Here is a 17,874-nt window from a genome sequence, read left to right on the forward strand (position 1 = left end):
CCCGAACCGGACCGGTGCGTGTCCGGCCCGGGGCCGTGGCGGTCGCCCGTCTTCGCGGGGCCCCGCGGGCGGCGCGGGGCCGGTGTGAAACCGGTGCGGAGCCGGTGCGAGCCCGCGGTGCGAGGCCTGCGGGCGGCCTGCGGGCGGCCCGAGGCCGGCGCGAGGCGCGAAGGCGGCGGCGCGGTGCTCACCGCCTGTGCGTACGGGGGCCGTCCCGGGAGAGATCCATGCGTGTACGGGCACGGGGGCGCGGGCGGGGCCGCCGGCCGCCGCCGCACCGCTCAGGCGCTGTCGGCCACGCTCAGCAGCACGCCGTCGGCCGGCAGGCTGAGGGTGCCGAGGTGGAGAGCGGTCGCGAGCGCCAGCGCGCCGTCGAGGGGATCGCCTTCGGCGGGCACGAGCGTGGCGTCGGGCAGCAGCCATGGCGCCTGGTCGCGCAGTGGTCCCAGCAGCGGCTCGCCGATACGGAACAGCCCGCCGGTGAGCGCCACCTCGATCTCACCGGGTCCGGGGCGGGCGGCGGCGGCCGACTCCAGGATGTGGGTGGCGGCCCGCCGCAGGATGTCCGAGGACACCGGGTCCCGCTCGGCGCAGTCGGCCACGTCGGGCGCGAAGGAGGCCAGGACGGCCGGCCGGTCGGGGCGGGGGTACAGCTGCCCGGGCAGTGTGTGGATCGGACCGAACCGCTTGCGCGCCAGGGCCAGCAGCGCGCGGGAGCCGCCCTCCCGGCCGTCGTGCGCGCGCAGTGCGGCGTCCAGCCCGGCCCGGCCGATCCAGGCCCCGCTGCCGGCGTCGCCCAGCAGATGGCCCCAGCCGTCCGCGCGCCGCCAGCCGGTGCCGTCCGCCGCGGTGCCCAGCGCGATCACGCCGGTGCCGGCGGCGACCACGACCCCGGCACGCACGCCGAGCGCGCCCGCGTAAGCCGCCACCGCGTCCCCGGCGAGCGCGAGCCTGCGCACTCCCAGCGCCTGGTGGAGCGCCGCCGGGAGCCGGGCCCGCAGGTCGTCGCCGAGCGAGGCCATGCCGGCCGCTCCCACACAGGCGGCCGCGGGCCCGGCTCCTTCGCCGCCCGGCGCCCCCTTTGCTCCCGCGACCTGCCGCAGCAGGTCACCGGCCAGCGGCAGTACCAGGGACAGCAGGTCGGCGGCATCGATGCCGTGCTCCCCGGTGACGACGGGCCGCGCGGCGGACACCGGCGCCGTACGGTCCGAGCCGTCGGCGCGGGCGAGCGCCACCCGCAGGCCGGAACCGCCCGAGTCCACGCCCAGTACCCATGCGTCGCCGCCGGGGGCCGCGCCGGAAGCGGGGCCGGAACCGGCCGCCGCGCGGGCGCCGTTCCCGGAGGATCCGGACGTGGGCGGCCCGGGGGGTTCGGGGCGGGCGGGGCGCGGCGGCACGGTCAGCCGAGCCCCCGCGAGTCCTGCTTCAGCGCGGTGTCCACCGTCAGCGCCGAGGCGACCACCATGCTCAGCAGCGGGTCGGCGAGCTGCCGGTGGATCTGCAGGACGTAGTTGTCGGCCGTGGTGAACATCGTCTTCGCCAGGCCCTCCCACGTCTTGGTGATCCGGGCGATCTCCGTCTCGGTGTGGTCGACGATGGCGAAGTTCCAGGCCCGCCAGTTCTCCGCCTTGATGGCGCCGATCTGCTGGCCGTTGTACATGAACCCGAACCGGATCTTGCCGATGGCGTTCTGCTGGACGATCTCGCCCAGCGGCTCGCCGTTCGGGCGCTGCACCAGCACTTTGGACTTGATGAACTTCGCCGGGCGGGTGAGCACCAGCTGCGGCCGGCCCTGCGCGTCCCTGACCTCCAGCTTGTGGGTGAGGAACTGGTCCACGCTGGAGACGAAGCGCAGCACCTTCTTCGCGGTGCTCTGCCCGACCTCGACCACCGACCCGATGGTGTTGCCGTGCTGGTCGAACACGCTGTACTCGTTGACCAGCTCGATCAGCTTGGCCTTCTGGTTGACCACCAGGACGGGCTCGCTGAACAGCGTGCCGCCGCCGTGAGCCGCCGGAGCTATGCCCGCCTGCTGCTGCACCTGCTTCTGGACCCCGGCCGGGTCCGGCGGCCTGCTGACGTTCAACTCCCAGGCGCTTCCGCCGGCCTGCTGTTGCTGCGGTACCTGACCCGCGTGGGTGTGCTCGGTCCACTGGGATCCGTCCCAGTACCTGAGCAGGTTGGGAGTGCCTTGCGGGTCGGCGTACCAGCCCGCCGGGGTGTTGGAATGCGTGGTCACCCGGGCAGGGTACCCCGGCGGTCGCCCGCGCGGACCGGTCCGCCGGTCACGGAAGGCGCCAGTCCACGGGCTGGGCCCCCTGCCGGACGAGCAGGTCGTTGGTCCGGCTGAACGGCCGCGAGCCGAAGAACCCCCGGTCCGCCGACATGGGGGACGGGTGCGCCGACTCGATGGCCGGCAGGTCGCCCAGCAGCGGACGCAGGTTGCGCGCGTCGCGGCCCCACAACACGGACACCAGCGGCCGGCCCCGGGCGGCCAGTGCCCGGATCGCCTGCTCGGTCACCTCTTCCCATCCCTTGCCGCGGTGCGCGGCCGGCCTGCGCGGGGCGGTGGTGAGGGCCCTGTTGAGCAGCAGGACGCCCTGCTGGGTCCAAGGAGTGAGGTCGCCGTTCGACGGCCGCGGCAGGCCCAGGTCGGCGGCCATCTCCCGGTAGATGTTCTCCAGGCTGCCCGGCAGCGGGCGCACCTCGGGCCCGACGGAGAAGCTCAGCCCCACCGCGTGCCCCGGGGTCGGATAAGGGTCCTGGCCGACGATCAGCACCCGTACGTCGTCGAAGGGCTGCTGGAAGGCCCGCAGCACGTTGGCGCCCGAGGGCAGGTACGTGCGGCCCGCGGCGATCTCCGCGCGGAGGAAGTCCCCCATCGCGGCGATCCGGTCCGCCACGGGTTCGAGCGCCTTCGCCCAGCCCGCCTCGACGATCTCGTGCAATGGTCGCGCTGTCACGGTCCGTCACTCTACTGGCTCAACAGCCGTGCCGGTGACGGGCGTCGGCGACCGCAGCGATGGCGACCGGTCCCGGGCGGCCGGTCCGGGGATGGCCGGCCGCGACCGGCCGTGCGGCTACACGACGGCCGCCCGGACGCAGAGCACGTCCGGCAGGTGAGCGATCGCCTGCTCCCACGAGTCGCCCTGGTCGGCGCTGGCGTACACGTCGCCGTTCCTGTTGCCGAAGTAGACGCCGCCGGGATCCCCGTCGTCGGTGCACATCGCGTCGCGCAGCACCACGCCGTACGAAGGGTCCTCGGGCAGTCCCCGCGACAGTGCCGTCCAGGTGGCGCCCGCGTCCTCGGTGCGGTACACCCGGCAGCGGTAGTCGGGCGGCATGCGGTAGGCGTCGGCACGCACCGGGAACACGTAGGCCACGTCGCCGCGGTGCTTGTGGCTGGTGATGGCGAAGCCGAAATCGGCGGGCAGCCCGGCGCCGATGTCCGTCCACGTCGCGCCGCCGTCGTCGCTGCGGTAGACCCCGCCGTGGTTCTGCAGGTACAGGCGGTCCGGGTCCACCGCGTCCTGGGCGATCTTGTGGACGCACTGCCCGAACTCCGGGAAACGCCGCTCCTCGGGCAGGAACGTGCACTGCACCCCGGTGTTGGACGGGACCCAGCTCGCGCCGCCATCCTTCGACCGGTACACCCCGCCGGTCGAGACCGCGACGGTGATCAGGTCGGGGTCGGAGGGATGGGTCACCACCGTGTGCACGGCCTGGCCGCCGAACCCGGCCTCCCACTGCGGGCGCTGCGGGTGCTCCCACAGGCTGCGTACGAACGTGAAGGTCTCGCCGCCGTCGTCCGAGCGGAACAGCGCGCCCGGCTGCGTCCCGGCGTAGACGACGTCGGGGGCCGCCGGACCGGCCGGGTGGAGCTGCCAGACCCGCTCCAGCGAGGTACCGGTGTCCTCGGGGAACTTCACGGCGGGCCGGGCCGGTTCGTGCCAGGACTCGCCCACGTCGTCCGAGCGGAAGACCGACGGCCCCCAGTGCGAGCTGTCCGCGCCGACGAGCAGGCGCGGCACAGTGCGGCGCGTGTCGATCGCCACCGAGTACACGGCCTGCATCGGGAAATGCGGCCCGGTGAAGTCCCAGCCGCCGCTGTGCCTGCGCCCGAGGAAAAGCCCCTTTTGCGTACCCACCGCCAGCAGCACGCCCGCCATGGCGTCTCACCTCCGGATGATCGTTGTGTCCGACATCACAGAGTCTGCACCCGGCCACCGACAACGCCCGGGTCCGGGTGATCGTCGCAGCTCAGGGGCGCGCCGCGGGGCGGGCCGGCCGGGCCCCGGCGTCCGGGACCCGGCGGACGGTCGGCGGGCGAACCGTCAGCGCGCGGACGGGTAGGCCCGGGCGTACTGCGCCGGCACCGGTGCCGCCTGCGGCACGCCCAGTTCGCGCGCGGCGTCAAGCGGCCAGGTGGGGTGGCGCAGCAGCTCACGGCCGAGCAGGACGGCGTCCGCCTGCCCGGTGGCCAGGACCGTTTCCGCCTGCCGCGGCTGGGTGATCTCGCCGACCGCCGCGACCGGCAGGTCGGTCTCCGCCTTCACCCGCGCGGCGAACGGGACCTGGTAGCCGGGACCGGTGGGGACGCGTGCCTGGGAGGCGTTGCCGCCCGTGGAGACGTCGAGCAGGTCCACGCCACGGGCCAGCAGCTCCTTGGCGAACCGCACGGTCTCGTCCGCCGTCCAGCCGCCCTCCTCCAGCCAGTCGGTGGCCGAGATGCGGAAGAAGAGCGGCAGCTCTGCGGGCCAGACCTCGCGCACGGCGTCCACCACCTCCAGCGCGAAGCGGATCCGGTTCTCGAACGGCCCGCCGTAGCCGTCGGCGCGGTGGTTGCTGTGCGGGGACAGGAACTGGCCGATGAGGTAGCCGTGCGCGCCGTGCACCTCGGCGACCTGGAAACCGGCGGCCAGGGCGCGCCGGGCCGCCGCGGCGAACTGCCCGACGACCTCCCGTATGTCCGCCTCGGACAGCTCCTCCGGCACCGGGTGGCCGTCGGAGAAGGGCAGCGCGCTCGGCGCGACGGTCTGCCAGGCCCCCTCGTCCGGGCCCAGCGCGCCACCACCCTCCGTCGGCCGGCGGGTCGACGCCTTGCGGCCGGCGTGCGCCAGTTGCACGCCGGCGACCGCGCCCTGCGCCTTGACGAAGCGGGTGAGCCGCTCGAACGCCTCCACCTGGCGGTCGTTCCAGATGCCGAGGTCGGCCGGGCTGATCCGGCCCTCCGGGGCGACCGCGGTGGCCTCGACGAGGACCAGACCGGCGCCGCCCGCCGCCCTGGAGCCGTAGTGCGCGAAGTGCCAGTCGTTCGGGGCGCCCAGGTCCGGGCCCTCCGCGGCCGCGGAGTACTGGCACATCGGCGCCATCCAGACCCGGTTGCGCATCGTCACGGATCGCAGGGTCAGGGGCTCGAACAAGGTGGTCACGGCACGCTCCTCTTCCGGGTCGGTCCTCCTACGATAGGCGTCGTAATACGTCACCTGTCAAACTACGAAGGCTGTCGTACTATGGGGCCCATGACTCCCCGGACCGTGCCCGCCGCAGCCACAGTCGCGCCCGCCGCCGGCGGTCCGCCTCCGAGTCGCGCACTGCCGCACCCGGACCCCGCGGACATCCGGCTGGCCGAGGTGCTGCACGCCCTGTCCGACCCGATGCGGCTGACCGTGGTGCGCCGACTGGCGCGGGCCGACACCGAGGTGGCGTGCTGCGACGTGCCGCTGCCGGTCACCAAGTCCACGACCACCCACCACTTCCGGGTGCTGCGCGAGGCGGGGGTGATCGCCCAGAACTACCGCGGCACCTCGAAGATGAACGCCTTGCGGCGGGCCGACCTCGACCGGCTCTTCCCCGGCCTGCTGGACAGCGTGCTGGCGGCGGCCGAGGCCCAGGCCGGGCGGATCGGGGAGGAATGACCCCGCCGCCGGCCCGGAGCGGAGCGGAGGCGGGCGCGGGTCAGCCCGCCCCGCCCCGTGCGGCGGCCAGCAGTCCCGACCAGTCCGGGATCTTCACGGTGCCGCGCCCCAGGGACGCGCCCAGGGCCGCCTCCGCCGCCTCGATGGCCAGCCACCCCGGCCAGGCCACCGGACGGGCGCCCGCGGCCCGCAGCGCGTCCAGGGGGTCGGCCGGCAGGGGGCGGGCCATCAGTGCCGAGGCGTGGGCCAGGAGCCCGGCCGCCGTCTCCTTGGCGCACGGCCGGTTGGTGCCGATGACGCCCGTCGGGCCGCGCTTGATCCAGCCCGCCACGTACTCGCCGGGCGCGACCACCCCGTCGCGCAGCACCCGGCCGGCGTCATTGGGGACCACGCCGCGTGCCGGGTCGAACGGAAGCCCGGGCACCGGGACGCCCCGGTAACCCACGGAACGCAGCACGAGCTGCGCGTCGATCTCCTCCGACGCCGCGGTGTCGACCACCCCACCGGTGCCGTCCGGGACGGTCCGCACGAAGCGCACCGCGCTCACCCGGCCGTCGGGGCCCGCCGTGAGCTCCTGCGGCCGCAGGAAGAAGCGCAGGTGGATACGGCGCGAGCGCCCGGCAGGCGGCCGCCCGGCCCATTGCCGCAGCACTTCCACGTTGCGGCGGGCCACCGCGGGCAGCGCGGACGGGTCGGCGTACGCCGGGTCCAGCGCCAGCTCGTCCTCGCGCACCAGGACGTCGGCGTCGGCGAGCGTCCCCAGCTCCCGCAGCTCCTTGGTGGTGAACTTCGCCTGCGAGGGGCCGCGCCTGCCCACCATGTGGACGTCCGTCACCTCGCCGGCGGCCAGCGCCCGCAGCGCCGCGTCCGGAACGTCGGTGTGCCGCAGCTCGTCCGCGCCCCGGGCCAGCACCCGTGCCACGTCAACGGCCACGTTGCCGACGCCGATCACCACCGCCGACTTGGCGTCGAGCGGGAAGCCGCCGGCCGCCTCGTCCGGGTGGGCGCTGTACCAGGACACGAACCGCGTCGCCGGGTAGCTGCCCGGCAGGTCCTCGCCCGGCACACCGAGCCTGCGGTCGGCGGCCGATCCCACGCAGTACACCACCGCGTGGTACATCTCCCGCAGCCGCTCCGGCGCGAGGCCCTCGCCCACCTCCACGTTGCCCAGGAAGCGGACCCTGGGGTCCTCCAGGACCCGGCGGAGGTTGTTCTGCAGCGACTTGATCTTCTCGTGGTCGGGCGCCACTCCGTAGCGGACCAGCCCGTACGGACACGGCAGGCGGTCCAGCACGTCCACCGCGATGTCCGGGAGCTGGTGCTGCCCCGTCAACGCCTCGGCCGTGTACACCCCGCTGGGACCTGAACCGATGACAGCGACTCGCAGCACGGTGGTGCTCCCTTCCGCAGCCTGGGATCAGCATGCGGCATGCGGACGCTTTTCGGGGCCGGTTGACCGTTTGGCGACGTCCCTGTGTCCTAAAACCGCCGCGGGGCCGGCCCGGCGGCCGGTGGGCGGACGGCCCGCCGCGGGCGGCTCACGTCGCCGCCGGTTCCTGCTCCGGTTCCTGCTCCGGGGGCCTGCCAAGCGACCACTTCAGTCCGTACCGCTGGAAGAGCTCGGCGCGCAGCCGTGCCAGCGGCATGGGCGCGCCGGGCAGCAGCAGCGCCACGGTCGAGCCCATCAGCAGCGCCCGCAGCAGGCGGTACTCCTCCTCGGCGTCCTCGGCCGCGCCCCAGGCCTCGACCGCGCCGCGCAGCAGTGCCGCCAGCCTCTGCTGCTCGGGGCACTGGATGAAGCCCTCCTGAAGGATCGACGCCATGTGCACCCGCATCAGCGTCGAATGACTGAGCGTCAGGCGCAGGATCGCGTCGATGGCCCGGGCCAGGAGCTCTTCGCCGTCCACGGTCCGCGGCTCGGCGTCCAGCGCCGCCGCCAGTTCCTGGTTCATCAACCGGTGCACGGCCGACTGCAGCAGCGCGCGTTTGCCGGAGAAGTAGTACGACACGAGACCGCGCGCCGAGCCGGCGCGTTTGGTGATGTCGGCCAAGGTCGTTGCCTCGTAGCCGCGTTCCTCCACCAGTTCCACAGTGGCCTGCAACAGCCGCTCCCGGGAACGTTGACGCATCGCTTCATTGACCGATGCGCTCCGAGGGGACATGATTTACTCCTGCGTTGACTGGCTGCGAGCCAATATACTCAGCGCGTCCCGCCGGACCACGGTCCGGTGGGGTCAGGGGACGGACGCCGGTCCCGGCGACGCGGGGGATCGCCGGGACCGGCGTTCGCCGCGTCCTGTCCCGCCCCGTGTCCGCTCCGGTACGGCGGGCCCGCACCGCACCGCACCGCACCGGCCGCGCCGTCGGGCGCGGTGCCCCGCGCCCGCCTCCGCCCGCGCACGGCCGTGGCCGCGTCCGCCGGTACAACCGACACCCCGCCTCAGCCGAGCAGGTCCAGGACGCCGCGCAGCGCGTCCGGCCGTTGCGCGACCGGTCGGGGATCCACCAGCAGGACCCGGCAGCCCAGCGCCGCGGCGCCCCCGTCGGCGGCGGCTTGGTCGCCGACCATGACGGTGTCCCGCGGGGGGACGCCCAGCGCGTCGCACGCGAGGGCGAAGATCCGCGGATCGGGCTTCTTCACGCCGTGCTCGTAGCTCAGGACGAAGGCGTCCACGTACCCGTCCAGCGCGTGGGCGCGGAAGACCGGCCGCAGGTCCCAGCCGATGTTGCTGACCACCGCGACCGGCACCCCGCGCTCCCGCAGCGCACGCAGCACCTCCTCGGCGTCCGGGTACGGCTGCCAGGCGGCGGCGTCGCGCTGGCGGGCGTAGAGCGTGTCGTGGACGTCCCACGGCAGCGCCACCGTCCGGGACAGGCCCGTGTACGCGGCCCGGTGCCACTCGGGACTCAGGTCGCGGTCCCGCCAGAGCCGCTCCAGGTGCGGCGGTATCTCTCCCGGCAGGTCGCCGCCGGGCTGCGCCCCGGCCCGCTCCAGCAGCCGCGCGTACCCGGCGACGTCGTCCTCGGCCGCGGTCAGGCCGTGCGCGTCGAGCGCGGCCCGCAGCCACGTCCGGGCGGGCTCGATGCGGAAGACGGTCCCGGAGAAGTCGAACATGCAGCCCTTGACCGTCATCTCCCCGTCCCCGTCCCCTCGTCCGTCCTCAGGTCAGCGCGCCGATCCCCGGTCCGAAGGCGATGAGCAGCGGGACCGCCGGGATCAGCAGGGAACACGCGGTCACCCGCAGCCGCCGGGCCGGCGACAACCGGGGCGCAGGCTCCAGCAGCCGGTGCACGCGCCCGGGCAGCGTCGCGGTCGCCGCCGCGCCCGGGCCGAACACGCCGCGCTCCTCGTTGAGCTCCACCAGGGCGAGCGCGGTGGTCAGCCGGCCGACCCGGCGGGAGGCGGTGTCGTCGGCCGCCAGCTCCACCAGATGGTGCACCTGGTCGCGGAAGGCCGCGAACACCGGCACCTGCGGGAAGGCCCCGGCCAGCGCGCCCGCGCTGTGCAGCAGCAGGTCGTGCCGGGCCCTGACGTGGCCCTGCTCGTGCTCCAGCACGGCGTCCAGTTGGCGGCCCTTGAGCCGGTTCAGCGCGGCGGTGGTGATGACCAGGCGCTGGTCCGCGCCCGAGAGCCACCAGGCGTCCGTACGGGTGTCCTCCAGGACCACCAGACGCTCGGTCGCCGGAACCGTCTCACCCGGCAACCGGGGCGCGCGCTCGCGCAGTTCGGCCCTGCGCCGCCGACGGCGCGCCCGGGTGGCCCGCACCTCGCGGGTGAGCATCGCCGCCGTCCACAGCCCGCCGAGCGCGAGCAGGATCGCCAGCGTGCCCGCCCAGCGGCCGTAGGAGGACGACAGCCCGTAGGCGTCCACGACGCCCGTCGGGGCGAAGGCGAACACGTGCCCGCGTACCTGCCACCAGGCCGCCGACGCCAGGAGCGCCATCGCCGAGACGCAGCACAGCAGCACGGCGGCGATCACGCACTGCCACACCCACAGTGCGAGCACGGGTTCGCGCTCCGGCCAGTCGGCACGGGAGAGCAGACGCGGCGCCGTTGCCGCCGCAAGTGCGCCGAGGATCAGCAGCACGAACGGGACCGTCATGCTGCTCACCCTAGGAGGCGGCGGTCACGGCCGGATACGGCCCGGGACCACATGTGACGCATTACTCACACGTAGTGTCCATCACGTACCGCGCCGCCGCGTCCGTCACAGCGTCAGGAGCATGGCGAGCATCGCCAGAGCCATCAATATACGGCAGGCCACGGCCACCTCCGGCGCGAAGCGCGGTGCCGCGTTCGCGCCCGCGGCGGCCGTGCCGTCCGCGGGTATCAGCGGCCCGTGGGCGGGGGCGGCGACCAGCAGCATGCCGGCGCGCAGCGCGTACCCCGCGAAATACAGGAGCAGCAGGCCGGTCAGCAGCGGAAGCCCGGCGGCCGTCGTGTGCGCCTCGTGGCCCGGGGGACCCGTGCGGCCCGCGTCGGCGCGGGCCATGCACACGGCCATGTAGACCATCGCCGCCGAGCACACCGCGTGGTGGACGTGGTGCCCGGTCCGGCGGCCGGACAGCAGCAGCGCGCGCACCGCCGTGAGCGTGAAGAGGACGGCGAGCAGCGGCGCCTCCCAGGACCAGGGGTCGACGACGGACATGGGGACGGCCATCAAGGCCATGCCCGTGCTCGTCACCGCCTCGTGGCCGGCCTGCCCGCGCACGAGGCAGATGACCGCCGCCGCGGCGCTGAGCACCACGAGCAGCCACGCCACCAGCGGCGGTCCGTGCATGGTCACTCCCCCCTCGCGCGCTCTCCCGTTCCCCCTGACGTGAACGGCGGTTCGTCAGGGATGTGCCCGGGGCTCAGGGCGCACACCCACGCGCGCGGGATCCCTGGAGGGGCGTGCGGCTTCTCACGCACGCCCCGGAGCGCGCCATCGAAGCGTGCGGTCCGAGCGCCGGACGTGCCGAAATGTGCCGGGCCGTGTCGGACGTGCCGGGCCGTGCCGGACGTGTCGGGCCGTGCCGGGCCGTGCCGGACGTGTCGGGCCGTGCCCGACGTGCCCGGCCGCGCCGAGTCGTGCCCGACCCGCCCCCGTCCGGTGGCCGCGACAGGCACGCCGCGCTGCCCGGGGGAGTCGGCCCCGCGGTTGTCCACAGGGGCGCGCCGGCCCCTCGGCGGGCCGGGATAGCCTTTCCCGCATGGACATCGCGACCCCCACCTTCCGCCCCGCGGCGGTCGACGACGTGCCCGCCCTCGTCCGGCTGATCGAGTCCGCCTACCGGGGCGACGCCAGCCGCGCCGGCTGGACCACCGAGGCGGACATCCTGGAAGGGCAGCGCACCGACTCCGAGGGCGTGCTGGAGGTCATGAGCAAGCCGGGCAGCCGGCTCGTGGCGGTGGAGGTCGGCGGCGAGCTCGTGGCCTGCTGCCAACTGGAGCACCGCGGCGAGCACGCCTACTTCGGCATGTTCGCGGTGCGGCCCGAGCTGCAGGGCGCCGGGCTGGGGAAGATCATCATCGCGGAGGCGGAGCGTTTCGCCCGCGACGAGTGGGGCGTCGTGGAGATGCACATGACCGTGATCTCCGTGCGTGAGGACCTCATGGCCTGGTACGCCCGCCGCGGCTACACGCGGACCGGCCGGATGAGCCCCTTCCCGTACGGTGACGAGCGGTTCGGCATCCCGACCCGCGACGATCTGCAGTTCGAGCTGCTGACCAAGAAGCTGGCCTGAGGCAGGCGCGGGCGCGGGCGCGGGAACAGGACCCGGACCGGCCGGGCGGACGGACTCGGGGCCGGCCGCCGCGAGCTGCCTCCGGGCCCTCCGGACGGCGGAATCGGACCCCGGGTTGCCGCCGGCGCCGCGGACGGGAGAGGGCGTGGGCGCGCGGCCCGCGCTCAGGCAGCGGCGGGTTCCGCCGGCAGGTCGGTGGCGGCCCCGTCGAGGCCGAACGCGCGGGCCAGCGCCCAGTCCTGGGCGGTGTTCACCGTCCAGGCCATGACGGCGATCCCCGCGGCCTGGCAGTGGCGCACGACGTCCAGGCTGAGCCGGGTCAGGTCCAGGCTGACCAGGCGGGCGCCCACGGCTTGCGCGCGGTCGACGATCTGCGGGCCGAGCCGGCTGGCGACCAGCACCGTGCGTGCCTCGGGCAGCAGCGCGCGGACCTCGGCGAGGGCCTCGTCGTGGAAGGACAGCACACTGACCCGCTCGGTCTCGCCGCGTTCGCGCAGCACCCGCGCGACCGCCCGGGCCGCGGCCACGTCCTTGATCTCGGCCTGGATCGGCCGCGTCACCGCGTCCAGGACCTCCTCGAAGACAGGAACGCGCTCGCCCAGCCCCGCGTCCAGGCCGCGGATCTCCTCCAGCGTCAGGTCGCGGATCTGGCCGCTGCCGTCCGTCGTGCGGTCGACGGTCGCGTCGTGCATCACGACCAGGGCGCCGTCCTTGCTCAGGTGCAGGTCCAGCTCGACCTGGTCGAGACCGGCCCGCTCGGCCCGGCGGAAGGACCGCAGGGTGTTCTCCGGCTCCACGCCCATGACCCCGCGGTGACCGACGGTGAGGAAGCTCATGGCGGCAACCCTAGCGAGCGCGGGCGTCTCGGGGCCGAACGCGCCATGACGAGTCGGGGTCGTGCGTCACCGCCGCCCACCGCGTCCGCCCCCCGGGCGTCGCCCTTTCGGCTCACCGTTCGCGGCGCAAATTCTGGTGACCCGTTCGGGATGAGGCAGGAAGAAGGCCGGTTGCGGGCCCCGTGTGCGGGACGATCTCCGCGGGCTCCCCTTGAAGGTATGTCGATACGACGGATACGGTGAGACGACAGCAGGTTCTTTTGTGAAGGAGGGGTCGTGGCAGAAGTTCTTTCGCCGATGGCGGCCGAGCGGGGCGGTATATCCGGCGACAGTGTGACGGGCCACCCTCAGTGGGCCGTGCTGAAGCAGGCCGTCGAAGCCATCAGGCCGTGGCAGCGGAAGGACGGCTCCATCGACTTCGACGCCGACGGCGCGCCCAGCCGCCAGGACGCCGCGCTCGTCCTGGACAGGGTGGTGGACGCGGTCGAGCAGCTCTCGCCGCTGCTGCCGCACGACGCCGCGTACCACCGCGCCCTGGTGGCGGACCTGCGCCGCTGGGCCGACGGCGGTTTCGGCGTTCCCGACTTCCTCGACTCGCTGCTGGCCTTCCAGCCCGCCGCCGACCGCCGCGACGGGCTGGCGCACCTGGTGGTCTTCCCGATGTACACGCAGAACGGCAACCCGGACCGCAACCTGGAGGCGGTCGTCCTGCGCGTGGTGTGGCCCGACTGGCTGGCCGAACTGGAGCGCAGTCGGTACGACAACCCGCTCTTCGTGCCCATCACCTTCGAGGACTTCACCCCGGGGTACGACACCAACTCCGCGGTCCTCTTCCCGGAGACCGTCGCCGTGCGCGAGGCGCCGGAGCGCTGGACCTGGGGCGCCATCTTCTGCGACCGCGAGGCCGCCCGCTTCCGCGCGGTCACCGCCGCCGCGGTCGGCACCCTGGGCCTGGAACTGCCCGAGGAGGCCGCCCGTCTCGTCGAGGACCAGGAGCTGGCCCAGCAGACCTTCGTCCTGTGGGACATGATCCACGACCGCACGCACAGCCACGGCGACCTGCCGTTCGACCCCTTCATGATCAAGCAGCGCGCGCCCTTCTGGATGTACGGCCTGGAGGAGCTGCGCTGCGACCTGACCTCTTTCAAGGAGGCGGTCGAGCTGCAGGCCGAGGGCCACCCGATGGGACTGGGCGTGCAGTACGCCATCCTCTTCGACCGGCTCTTCCGCTTCCCGGTCACCGGCGAGCGGGTCCGCAACTACGACGGGCTCGGCGGCCAGCTCCTGTTCGCCTACCTTCACAAGCACGACGCCGTACGCTGGACGGACAACACCCTGCACATCGACTGGGAGCGCGCGCCCCAGGTCACCAACCAGCTCTGCGCCGAGATCGAGAAGCTGTACCGGGACGGTATCGACCGGCCGAAACTCGTGCACTGGTTCGCCGCCTACGATCTGGTCGCCACCTACCTCTCCCCGCACCCCGGCTCGGTCTGGGCCAAGGGGCCCGAGGCCCTGGACCTGTCGCTCCCGCCTCGCAAGCTCGTCGACGACGTGCTGCCGGACGAGTTCCCGCTCAGCATGTTCTACGAGGCCCTTGCCAAGAAGCTCCGTACAGTGATCGCCTCTACCAAGGGGATCACCGGCGACAGTGTGCTGCGGGGCGCCGCGTGACCGGTCAGTCCGAGGAGGCGCAGATGACGACCGACACGTACAGAGGCGGACTCGACGGGGCGGTGATCGCCGTGGCGGGCGCCGGGGGACCGGCGGGCCGTGCGGTACTGCAGCGGCTCGCGCGCGCCGGCGGCCACGTGATCGCGGTGGACGCGGACCCCGAGCGGCTCGCGCAGGCGGTGGACGCCGCGCGGTACGACGCGGGTGGCGCGGACATCACCGGCGAGATCGTGGACCTGCTCGACCTGGAGGCCGCCCAGGACTGGGCGGCGCGCATCGAGAAGGACCACGGCCGGGTGGACGGCCTGGTGCACCTGGTCGGCGGCTGGCGCGGCTCGGCGTCGTTCCCGGAGACCGAACTGGCCGACTGGGACGTGCTGGAGAAGCTGCTCGTCCGGACCGTCCAGCACACCTCCCTCGCCTTCCACGACGGGCTGCTGCGCAGCCCCGGCGGCCGGTACGTGCTGATCAGCGCGTCCGGCGCGAGTCAGCCCACGGCGGGAAACGCGGCCTACGCCGCGGCGAAGGCCGCGGCCGAGGCGTGGACCCTGGCGATGGGCGACTCCTTCCGCAAGCTCGGCGGCGACGACGGCCCCAGGGCGGCGGCCACCATCTTGGTGATCAAGGCCCTGGTGCACGATGAACTGCGGGCCCAGCGCCCGAACGCCAAATTCGCCGGCTTCACGGACGTGCGCGACCTGGCCGAGGCCATCGCGGACGTCTGGAACCAGAGCCCAACGGAAGTGAACGGGACCCGACAGTGGCTGACGCCCCGACCGTGACAGACCGAACAGAGCCGCACAAGGAGCACGATCCGCACCATCAGGACCCCCGGCGCGAGCCGGGCCGCGCCACCGACGCCGTCCGCCGCCACGACCCGCAGGTGCGCGGGTTCGCCAGCGACAACTACGCGGGCGTGCACCCCGAGGTCATGGCGGCGCTCGCCCTCGCCAACGGCGGCCACCAGGTCGCCTACGGCGACGACGTGTACACCGCCCACCTCCAGGACGTCTTCCGCCGCCACTTCGGGCCGGCGGCGGAGGTCTTCCCGGTGTTCAACGGCACCGGGGCCAACGTCACCGCCCTCCAGGCCGTGACCGAACGCTGGGGCGCGGTGATCTGCGCCGACAGCGCCCACATCAACGTGGACGAGTGCGGCGCGCCCGAGCGCATGGGCGGGCTGAAGCTGCTGACCGTGCCCACCCCGGACGGCAAGCTCACCCCCGAGCTGATCGACCGGCAGGCGTACGGCTTCGACGACGAGCACCGCGCCCAGCCGCAGGTCGTCTCGATCACACAGACCACCGAACTGGGCACCTGCTACACACCCGCCGAGATCAAGGCGGTCTGCGACCACGCCCACGAGCGGGGCATGGCCGTCCACATGGACGGTTCCCGCATCGCCAACGCCGCCGCGAGCCTCGGCGTGCCCCTGGCCGCCTTCACCACCGACGCGGGGGTCGACCTCCTCTCGTTCGGCGGCACGAAGAACGGCCTGCTGCTGGGCGAGTGCGTGGTGGTCCTGAGTCCCGAGCGGGTACGGTCCGTGCGCTACCTGCGCAAGATGTCGATGCAGCTGGCGTCGAAGATGCGCTTCGTGTCGGTGCAGTTCGAGGCGCTGCTGGCGGGCGACCTGTGGCTGCGCAGCGCCGCCCACGCCAACGCCATGGCCCGTCGCCTGGAAGAGGCGGTACGGGAGGTCGACGGGGTGACGGTGCTGCGGCCGGTCCAGTCCAACGCCGTCTTCGCCCTGCTGCCCCGCGAGGTGAGCGAGCGGCTGCAGAAGCGTTTCCGCTTCTACTTCTGGGACGAAGCGACGGGCGAGGTCCGCTGGATGTGCGCCTTCGACACCACGGAGGCGGACGTGGACGCGTTCGCGGCGGCGCTCAGGGAGGAGATGGCCGCGTAACGGCGGTGGCGGCGGCGCCGGCTCAGTTCCGCCAGGAGTCGGCGCGGTCGCGTGCCGCCGCCTCCTCGGGAGTGGGAGCGGTGCCGCCCAGATGCGCGGGCAGCCACCAACCGTCCTCGGGACCCGCCGGCTTGTCCGGGTAGGCGAGCCGGCACTCCTCCAGCAGTTCCGCCATCCGCGACCTCAGCCGCCGGGTCAGGGCGCCCGCCCGCTCGCCCTCGTCCGGCAGCATCGGCTCGCCCACCCGCATCACCACGGGGAACCGGGTGCGGCCCAGGCGGCGCGGCCGGTCCTTGGTCCACAGCCGCTGGGTGCCCCACAGCGCCATCGGCAGCAGCGGCACCCCGGCCTCCATCGCCAGCCGCGCCGCACCGGACTTGAACGACTTCAGCGTGAACGACTGCGAGATGGTCGCCTCGGGGAACACCCCGACGATCTCGCCGCGGCGCAGCGCGTCCAGCGCGTGGGCGTAGGCCGGCATGCCCTCGGCGCGGTTGACCGGTATGTGCTTCATGCCGCGCATCAGCGGCCCCGACAGCCGGTGCCGGAACACCTGCTCCTTGGCCATGAACCGCACCAGCCGCCCGGCCGGACGCGCGGCCAGCCCGCAGAACATGAAGTCCAGGTAGCCGATGTGATTGCTCACCAGCAGCGCGCCGCCCTCGCGCGGCACGTGCTCGGTGCCGCGGATGTCGAACCGCAGGCCCTGCGCCTTGAACAGGGCGCGGACCACGCCGATCACGGGCGGGTACAGGAGGTCGGCCATCGGGGGGACCTGCTCTCTCCGGGCGGCGCACCCGGGCCGGTTGCGCGCCCGCGGGTGTGCCGGCGGCGCACCGATGGTCTCCCGCCGACCGGATCCCTGTCATCCCGCACGCCCCCCGTGGGGTCGAGATACTTCTCACCCTGCCCCTTCGCCGGGCCCGTCGTACACCGGTCCTCGCCGCCGCGGTCTTGTCGCGAGGACGGCGGTCCGCGGGAATGGCTGCGGCCGGGGGAACGCTTCCCATGGCACCGGCCGCGCCGGCTGTGGGGCGGGCACGGCATCGCGCGCGAGCGCGGGAAGGGAGGACGCGGGTGCGGGACGAGGACGGCGGCGAGCGCTTGACGGCGGCGGACCTGGGCGGTCGGCTGGGGGAGCGGGCCACCTTGGTGCAGTTCTCCAGCGCCTTCTGCGCGCCCTGCCGGGCCACCCGGCGGGTGCTGGAGGACGTGGCTGGCATGGTGGATGGCGTCCGCCACATCGAGGTCGACGCGGAGGCGCATCTCGATCTGGTACGGCGGCTGGACATCGTCAGGACCCCGACCGTGCTGGTGCTCGACGCCGATGGCGCGGTGGTCCGCCGCGCGGCCGGACAGCCCCGGCGGGTCGACGTCATAGCCGCGCTGGGCGCGGCGGTCCGAGCGCGGACGGGCGGGCCCGGCGCGGCGCAGCGGATGTGACGGGCGTTCCACCTGGCGGCCGGCCCTTGACGCGGCGGGTGTCGAATCGTCACTCTGACGTTATGTCGCGAGGCCCCCTTCTGTGCACGCGCGCCGACGTCGACTTCGGACGGCACCGCAGCGCGCGCTGTCCGAGCCGCTGAGCACCTTCCGCCCGCACAACCACCGCCACCGGCCCGCTCGCGCACGCTCCAGAAGGACGACCCTGTGACCGCAACGACCCACACCCGCGGCACGCCCGTGTCCGGATCCGTACCGCGCCCCGGCAGCCGGCCCGAGGCCGAGTCCGCGGACCGGAGCGGCGCTCGGCGCTCCGCCACCGGACCCGGTTCCGGAGCCGATCCCGCCCGCCCGGCGGCGTCCCGGC

The 17,874-nt window shown here is 74.0% G+C and carries 18 protein-coding genes; 6 read left to right on the plus strand and 12 right to left on the minus strand.

Going from position 1 to position 17,874, the window contains the following annotated elements:
• Positions 1–281: 281 nt before the first annotated feature.
• From K7G61_RS11815 to K7G61_RS11835, 5 genes are all read right to left on the minus strand, one after another.
• Positions 282–1,268: an N-acetylglucosamine kinase gene (locus K7G61_RS11815; RefSeq protein WP_225846805.1), complete on the minus strand. Its 987-nt coding sequence runs from the start codon at positions 1,266–1,268 to the stop codon at positions 282–284.
• Positions 1,269–1,399: 131 nt separating this feature from the next.
• A complete protein-coding gene (locus tag K7G61_RS11820; protein WP_225846703.1) occupies positions 1,400–2,239 on the minus strand; it encodes a phospholipid scramblase-related protein in 840 nt (279 codons plus the stop codon).
• A gap of 46 nt (positions 2,240–2,285) precedes the next feature.
• Positions 2,286–2,963, minus strand: coding sequence for a uracil-DNA glycosylase (locus K7G61_RS11825; protein WP_225846704.1), 678 nt, complete (start codon positions 2,961–2,963; stop codon positions 2,286–2,288).
• A gap of 117 nt (positions 2,964–3,080) precedes the next feature.
• On the minus strand, positions 3,081–4,169 hold the full coding sequence (locus tag K7G61_RS11830; RefSeq protein WP_225846705.1) for a sialidase family protein: 1,089 nt from the start codon (positions 4,167–4,169) through the stop codon (positions 3,081–3,083).
• A gap of 165 nt (positions 4,170–4,334) precedes the next feature.
• Positions 4,335–5,432 carry an NADH:flavin oxidoreductase/NADH oxidase gene (locus K7G61_RS11835; protein WP_225846706.1) on the minus strand — a complete coding sequence of 366 codons (1,098 nt, stop codon included), beginning with the start codon at positions 5,430–5,432 and terminating at the stop codon, positions 4,335–4,337.
• A gap of 90 nt (positions 5,433–5,522) precedes the next feature.
• Here K7G61_RS11835 and K7G61_RS11840 point away from each other — a divergent pair, with 90 nt between their 5' ends.
• Positions 5,523–5,918 (plus strand): helix-turn-helix transcriptional regulator, encoded by a 396-nt coding sequence (locus K7G61_RS11840; protein WP_225846707.1) that lies wholly within the window; start codon positions 5,523–5,525, stop codon positions 5,916–5,918.
• Between the two features lie 40 nt (positions 5,919–5,958).
• Here the strand turns inward: K7G61_RS11840 and K7G61_RS11845 are convergent, their stop codons facing one another.
• From K7G61_RS11845 to K7G61_RS11865, 5 genes are all read right to left on the minus strand, one after another.
• Entirely contained in the window at positions 5,959–7,308 is a 1,350-nt protein-coding gene (locus K7G61_RS11845; RefSeq protein ID WP_225846708.1) for an FAD-dependent oxidoreductase, read from the minus strand.
• 148 nt (positions 7,309–7,456) lie between these two features.
• Complete coding sequence (locus tag K7G61_RS11850; RefSeq protein WP_225846709.1) at positions 7,457–8,080, minus strand: TetR/AcrR family transcriptional regulator; 624 nt, start codon at positions 8,078–8,080, stop codon at positions 7,457–7,459.
• A gap of 278 nt (positions 8,081–8,358) precedes the next feature.
• Complete coding sequence (locus K7G61_RS11855) at positions 8,359–9,051, minus strand: HAD family hydrolase (RefSeq protein ID WP_225846710.1); 693 nt, start codon at positions 9,049–9,051, stop codon at positions 8,359–8,361.
• A gap of 28 nt (positions 9,052–9,079) precedes the next feature.
• Positions 9,080–10,021, minus strand: coding sequence for a M56 family metallopeptidase (locus tag K7G61_RS11860; RefSeq protein WP_225846711.1), 942 nt, complete (start codon positions 10,019–10,021; stop codon positions 9,080–9,082).
• A 105-nt stretch (positions 10,022–10,126) separates the two neighbouring features.
• Positions 10,127–10,699, minus strand: a complete 573-nt coding sequence (locus K7G61_RS11865) for a DUF5134 domain-containing protein (RefSeq protein ID WP_225846712.1) — start codon at positions 10,697–10,699, stop codon at positions 10,127–10,129.
• Positions 10,700–11,111: 412 nt separating this feature from the next.
• Here K7G61_RS11865 and K7G61_RS11870 point away from each other — a divergent pair, with 412 nt between their 5' ends.
• A complete protein-coding gene (locus K7G61_RS11870; protein WP_225846713.1) occupies positions 11,112–11,645 on the plus strand; it encodes a GNAT family N-acetyltransferase in 534 nt (177 codons plus the stop codon).
• 164 nt (positions 11,646–11,809) lie between these two features.
• Here K7G61_RS11870 and K7G61_RS11875 read toward each other — a convergent pair whose 3' ends face one another.
• Positions 11,810–12,481 (minus strand): glycerophosphodiester phosphodiesterase family protein, encoded by a 672-nt coding sequence (locus K7G61_RS11875; protein WP_225846714.1) that lies wholly within the window; start codon positions 12,479–12,481, stop codon positions 11,810–11,812.
• Between the two features lie 297 nt (positions 12,482–12,778).
• On the opposite strand from K7G61_RS11875, the gene K7G61_RS11880 reads away from it, so the two are divergent.
• From K7G61_RS11880 to K7G61_RS11890, 3 genes are all read left to right on the plus strand, one after another.
• Entirely contained in the window at positions 12,779–14,155 is a 1,377-nt protein-coding gene (locus K7G61_RS11880) for a DUF6421 family protein (protein ID WP_225846806.1), read from the plus strand.
• Positions 14,156–14,178: 23 nt separating this feature from the next.
• A complete protein-coding gene (locus K7G61_RS11885; RefSeq protein ID WP_225846715.1) occupies positions 14,179–14,937 on the plus strand; it encodes an SDR family oxidoreductase in 759 nt (252 codons plus the stop codon).
• A 101-nt stretch (positions 14,938–15,038) separates the two neighbouring features.
• Positions 15,039–16,064, plus strand: a complete 1,026-nt coding sequence (locus K7G61_RS11890) for a low specificity L-threonine aldolase (RefSeq protein ID WP_225846807.1) — start codon at positions 15,039–15,041, stop codon at positions 16,062–16,064.
• 22 nt (positions 16,065–16,086) lie between these two features.
• Here the strand turns inward: K7G61_RS11890 and K7G61_RS11895 are convergent, their stop codons facing one another.
• A complete protein-coding gene (locus K7G61_RS11895) occupies positions 16,087–16,830 on the minus strand; it encodes a 1-acyl-sn-glycerol-3-phosphate acyltransferase (protein ID WP_225846716.1) in 744 nt (247 codons plus the stop codon).
• 242 nt (positions 16,831–17,072) lie between these two features.
• On the opposite strand from K7G61_RS11895, the gene K7G61_RS11900 reads away from it, so the two are divergent.
• Positions 17,073–17,507 carry a thioredoxin family protein gene (locus K7G61_RS11900; protein WP_225846717.1) on the plus strand — a complete coding sequence of 145 codons (435 nt, stop codon included), beginning with the start codon at positions 17,073–17,075 and terminating at the stop codon, positions 17,505–17,507.
• Positions 17,508–17,874: the final 367 nt, after the last annotated feature.

Source organism: Streptomyces sp. HPF1205, assembly GCF_020400825.1.
GTDB lineage: Bacteria > Actinomycetota > Actinomycetes > Streptomycetales > Streptomycetaceae > Actinacidiphila.